At 34.5% G+C, this 4,825-nt stretch carries 5 protein-coding genes; 3 read left to right on the forward strand and 2 right to left on the reverse strand.

Annotated elements, in window-relative coordinates:
* On the forward strand, positions 1 to 742 hold a 742-nt coding region (locus ACJML3_RS01455), incomplete at its 5' end, for an extracellular solute-binding protein (protein WP_406019990.1).
* Positions 743 to 798: 56 nt separating this feature from the next.
* On the opposite strand, the gene ACJML3_RS01460 is transcribed toward ACJML3_RS01455, so the two are convergent.
* Positions 799 to 1,740 (reverse strand): lactate/malate family dehydrogenase, encoded by a 942-nt coding sequence (locus tag ACJML3_RS01460; protein WP_406019992.1) that lies wholly within the window; start codon positions 1,738 to 1,740, stop codon positions 799 to 801.
* 123 nt (positions 1,741 to 1,863) lie between these two features.
* Here ACJML3_RS01460 and ACJML3_RS01465 point away from each other — a divergent pair, with 123 nt between their 5' ends.
* Complete coding sequence (locus ACJML3_RS01465) at positions 1,864 to 2,652, forward strand: ParA family protein (protein WP_406019994.1); 789 nt, start codon at positions 1,864 to 1,866, stop codon at positions 2,650 to 2,652.
* A gap of 115 nt (positions 2,653 to 2,767) precedes the next feature.
* Positions 2,768 to 3,658, forward strand: a complete 891-nt coding sequence (locus tag ACJML3_RS01470; RefSeq protein WP_406019996.1) for a flagellin — start codon at positions 2,768 to 2,770, stop codon at positions 3,656 to 3,658.
* On the opposite strand, the gene ACJML3_RS01475 is transcribed toward ACJML3_RS01470, so the two are convergent.
* Positions 3,647 to 4,825: hypothetical protein (locus tag ACJML3_RS01475; protein WP_406019998.1), on the reverse strand; the 1,179-nt coding region annotated here is incomplete at its 5' end. The two genes, ACJML3_RS01470 and ACJML3_RS01475, sit on opposite strands and share 12 nt — an antisense overlap.

Below are 4,825 nucleotides of genomic sequence, written 5' to 3' on the forward strand. Positions count from 1 at the left end.
TCCATATACAGAAATTTCAGTTGGTATCGGTTATAACAAAGATAAAATTGCCAAGATTTTCGGTAAGGATTATAAGATTACATCTTGGGATTTCCTTTTAGATCCTGAAAATTCAAAGAAATTAAAGCAGTGCGGAATTGCTGTTCTTGATTCACCAATTGAGGTGATTTCAACAATCATGCACGTTTTAGGTAAAGATCCTAAATCAGAGAAGGCTAAAGATTACGATCAGGCTTTAGATGTATTAACAAAACTTGCATCTAATGTTTCATATTTCCACTCATCACGTTACATCAATGATTTGGCATCTGGTGAAATCTGTGTTGCTATTGGCTATTCAGGTGACGTTTTACAGTCTACACAAAGAGGTAAGGCAAACGGTGTTAATGTTGATTATGTGATCCCAAAGGAAGGTTCAGCTTTCTGGTTTGACTGCTGGACTATCGCAGCTAACTGCGATCACTATGATGCAGCACATCAGTGGTTTAACTATTTACAGGATCCTGTAAATGCAACTAAAGTTGCAAATGAGATCCGTTACATTATGCCTGTAAATGCAGCTATTGCAGGTCTTGATCAGGATTTAAAGGATAATGATTCATTAAATCTTTCAGAAGAAAAGATTAAGACTATGTATTTCCTGACTCCTACAACTTCAAAGTTAACAAAGATTACAAACCGTATCTGGAACTCCATGAAGTTAAATTCAGGAAGTCATGACGATAGCTCAAACAATGATTAAAATAAAAATTAGGCTCGCAAATGCGAGCCTAATTTTTAGCTTGAAAGTCTGTCAAATTAAAGTCCAACATTTTCAATAACAGATCTTATACACAAAGCACTATTCTTTAAAAGAGCAGTTTCATTATCAAAAAGCTTTGGTGTAAATCTTTTTTCAACACCATCCTTTCCTATAAGACATGGAAGTGATAAAGACACACCGCTTAATCCATATTCACCATCAAGTGGCATAGATACAGGTAAAACAGCCTTTTCATCTAATAGTATTGCCTTTGCAATTCTTATAGCGCCTGCTGCAATACCGGTATTAGTCCAACCTTTTGCATTATTCACTTCATAGGCTGTTTTGATTACATTTTCCTGTATCTCTTTTTTGTTGATTTCTATATTGAAGAAGTCCTGAATGTCATCATAGTCAAGACCTGCAACCTTCAGAGTTGAGAATGCAGGAAAAGATGAATTTCCATGCTCACCTAAAACATATCCGTATACATCATGCGGTGCAACATTTAAAAGATTTGAAATAATATATTTGAATCTTAATGTTTCAAGTGTTGTACCTGTTCCAAAAACCTGACCTTTTTTCAAGTTGAATTTTGTTGCTGCCAAATATGTTGTTACATCAAGTGGATTGCTAATCATGATAATAACAGCACTTGTATTGTATTTAACGATGTTTGTCATAACATCGGTTATGACTGCAGTATTCTCCTTTGCAAGTGTCAGTCTGTCAGAGCAACCAGGCTTAATACTAGGACCTGCGGCAATAATGATTATATCTGCATCTTTTACAGATTCAAAACCGCCTGAATATACAATAGTATTTGCATTAAGTGATGAGCTCATTGAATGTGATATATCCAAAGCTTCGCCAAATGCAACATTCTCTTTAATATCGACAAGAGAGATAGTTGAAAATAATCCAAGAGCAACAGCTTTTTCAAGTACAGCTGATCCTACATGTCCTACACCTACAATTGATAATTTATGTGGTTTCATATTTGTGTCCTTTAGTCAGTTAATAAGAATATTTTAATACTATAAAGGATTTATTTATCAAAATTTAAAATCATCTGTTGTCAATAATGTTTTATACAAATAAAATCTATTAAGGAGGAGATGATGGGACAGATTATTACAATATGCAATCCAAAAGGCGGAACTGCAAAAACATCAACAGCAATTAATCTTGCCTGTGCAATGAGAGCTGTTAATAAGAAGGTATTGCTTGTAGATTTTGATCCTCAAGGCTCAGCAAGCTGTGCTTTAGGTTTTATGCAGACTGATATTGAGTGTAATCTTGCAACAGCAATTCTTGATAATGTAAATATTGAAAATTGTATTGTTCCATATTTAAAAGGCGGATTTGATGTAATACTTTCATCAGATGAGCTTGTAGCTGTTCCTCCTGCTCTAAATGATGATCCAAATGCCCATCTTTGTTTAGATAATCTTTTAAAACCTTTAAAAGACAATTACGACATCATCATTGTAGATACACCTGCATCACTAAATCTTCTTACAAAAGCTGCCATATGCGCTTCTGATTTTATTATCTCAACAGTATCTTTAGATGTTTTATCAGTTGATTCAATGGCATCATTAATGAAATTCTATGAGAATTTAAAAAGTAGTGGAAAGAGCAGAGCTGTATTACTTGGTCTTTTAAGGACTATGTATGAACCTCTTCATAAGATGTGTGATGTAATCTCAGCTGAGCTTGAGCATTCATTTACTGATCTTATTTTCAAAACTCTAATTAGTTACAATCCAAAAGTATCAGAGGCAAGCTCTGCTGCCTGTCCTGTCTTACTCTATGACAGATCGTCAAAAGTTTCTCGCGAATATCTGTCTTTTTGTGCTGAAGTGATAAAAAGACTACTTAAATGGCAGAAAATTGCCGAAAACTGATTTTTGAAAAATAATATAAGTGACTGATTTATAAGTAGAAATATATATATAGTAAACTTAGGCACACTATTTGCTTATCTTTTCCCATAATTAACAATTTAAAGAGAGAAAAATTATGGGAATCACTTGTGCAACTAATATCACCTCTATGACAGCGCAAAGAAACCTGCGTCAGTCAACAATGCTAGGTGATACTACAACTCAAAGATTAGCATCTGGAAAAAGAGTAAATACTGCAAAGGACGATCCTTCTAATCTTCAGATTTCAAATCGTTTTACAGCTCAGATTAACTGTCTTGATAGAGGAAACAGAAATGCATCTGAAGGTGAGGCTGTAGCGCAGATTGCAGAAGGTGCACTTGCAGAGAATTTCTCAATTTTGCAGAGAATAAGGCAGCTTGCAATTCAAAGTTCTACAGGAACTGTAAGTGATGAAGACAGAGCAACAATGCAAAAAGAGGTTAGTGAACTGTGCTCTGAACTTACAAGAGTTGCATGTAAGACAACCTATGGTGGAGCGCAGATCTTAAGAGGATCCGGTAACGGAATCATTTCTAATGACGGTAAGCTCTCAGTACAGGTGGGAGCTAACGCAAATACTACCTTAGATATTGATTTATCTACATCATTTACAATGGAAGATATGGTAAATGCACTAGGTGGTGTATCTGATGGCGACGGCTATGATGCTGCATCTAAATCATTTGATATTTCAAGCTCTGATAGTGCTCAGAAAGTTTTAGCTTCGATTGATAATTATATCGAGTTTATTGATACTAAAAGAGCAGAGTTAGGTGCTGTTCAGAATAGAATTGCATCATCTATTTCAAATCAGGAAAATATTATTGAACAAGAATCAGATGCCCGCTCAAGAATGATTGATGCTGATTATGCTCTTGAAACATCCAATCTTGCAGCTTACAACACAAGACAGAATGCAACATCTCAAATGCTTATGCAGGCAAATGCCAGACCAAATATTGTAGCCAGTCTTTTAGGTGGTTAGTTTAGAACTCTTTTTTAGAGTAGTGGTTCTGAAACATAAACGACTGTCTTTTGATGAATTGTCGTATTTATCCTCAACTAGCTCTGATGAATAACCGCATGCAGGGCATGGTTGAGGATCTCTAAATTCATAAACCAGATCACCTTCAGTAATAAGATTCTTCATAAAGATATAAGGTGTATTACACTTTGGACAGCGGATCACCTCAGCTTCATTTGTATTAATCTTATCTAATACAGCCATGAACTCATCAAAAGTCGGCTCCTGTTTTTCTATGATTCTTGTAACTGAAGTTTCAACATTGAAAAAATGATTTAAAAATTCATTTAATAGAATAACTGTACTGTATGCACCAACTGCCAGGATGTTTGAGACCTTTTGTGGCATTGCATAGTTTGACAGAATATCATTGATGTTGCTTTTCTTTAAAATTAGGCGGGCACACATATTGTAAAAAGCAACCATAAGCATGATCTGCTTGCTGTTTCTAACATGGCTCATCAGTTTTTTTATTACAACTCTTTTACTGGTTTTCTTAAACTGTGCATTGTATGACTTTACCTGTGTATCATTAAGGCCGGTAAATTCCTTAAACATCTTTTCAACTGTTGAATGATGAAGACCTGTTGCTTGTCTGATGCACTTTAAAGATGCTCCTGATATTGTCATAAGCATACATTCATACTTAGCTTTATTCTCATCAGAGATTTTAAAAAATTCTCTTTGATTTATCTTACTTGCATTTAGAGTATAGTTTTCAACGACCTTAAGCATTGATGAACTATCGTGATTTAAAAGACTAGTGAAAAAAGAATTATAGTTCCTTACAGATTCACCAAGAGAGTCTAGAACTTCTTTTTTATCAAGATTCAGTGTCTTGGTAATATATTCAAGAGGTGTCTGGGTAAGCTTTAGAGTGCTTGGTTCAAAAAAGTTATGATCACCTTCACGGCAGATAGGAATTGTAAAAATATCTGAATCAATTACACGTGCTTTTTTTACATAATAGCTAAGCTGTACAGGGATAAGATTTGAAAACAGATTAAATGCATCGTAAGAATTGCTGATTACAAACTCTTCATAACGTTTTGAAATTGTGTCATAGTTTACCTCAACCTCTAATTTATCCAGATCAATCTTTGGAGCATTATCTGTTTCATTATTTAT

Origin of the sequence: Succinivibrio sp. (genome assembly GCF_045124615.1) — a bacterium.
In the GTDB taxonomy this organism is placed as follows: domain Bacteria; phylum Pseudomonadota; class Gammaproteobacteria; order Enterobacterales; family Succinivibrionaceae; genus Succinivibrio; species Succinivibrio faecicola.

What these genes read in the sequence shown, in the direction of transcription:
- ACJML3_RS01460 (WP_406019992.1), bottom strand. Translation starts at nt 1,740, where the DNA reads ATGAAACCACATAAATTATCAATTGTAGGTGTAGGACATGTAGGATCA.
- ACJML3_RS01465 (WP_406019994.1), top strand. Translation starts at nt 1,864, where the DNA reads ATGGGACAGATTATTACAATATGCAATCCAAAAGGCGGAACTGCAAAA.
- ACJML3_RS01470 (WP_406019996.1), top strand. Translation starts at nt 2,768, where the DNA reads ATGGGAATCACTTGTGCAACTAATATCACCTCTATGACAGCGCAAAGA.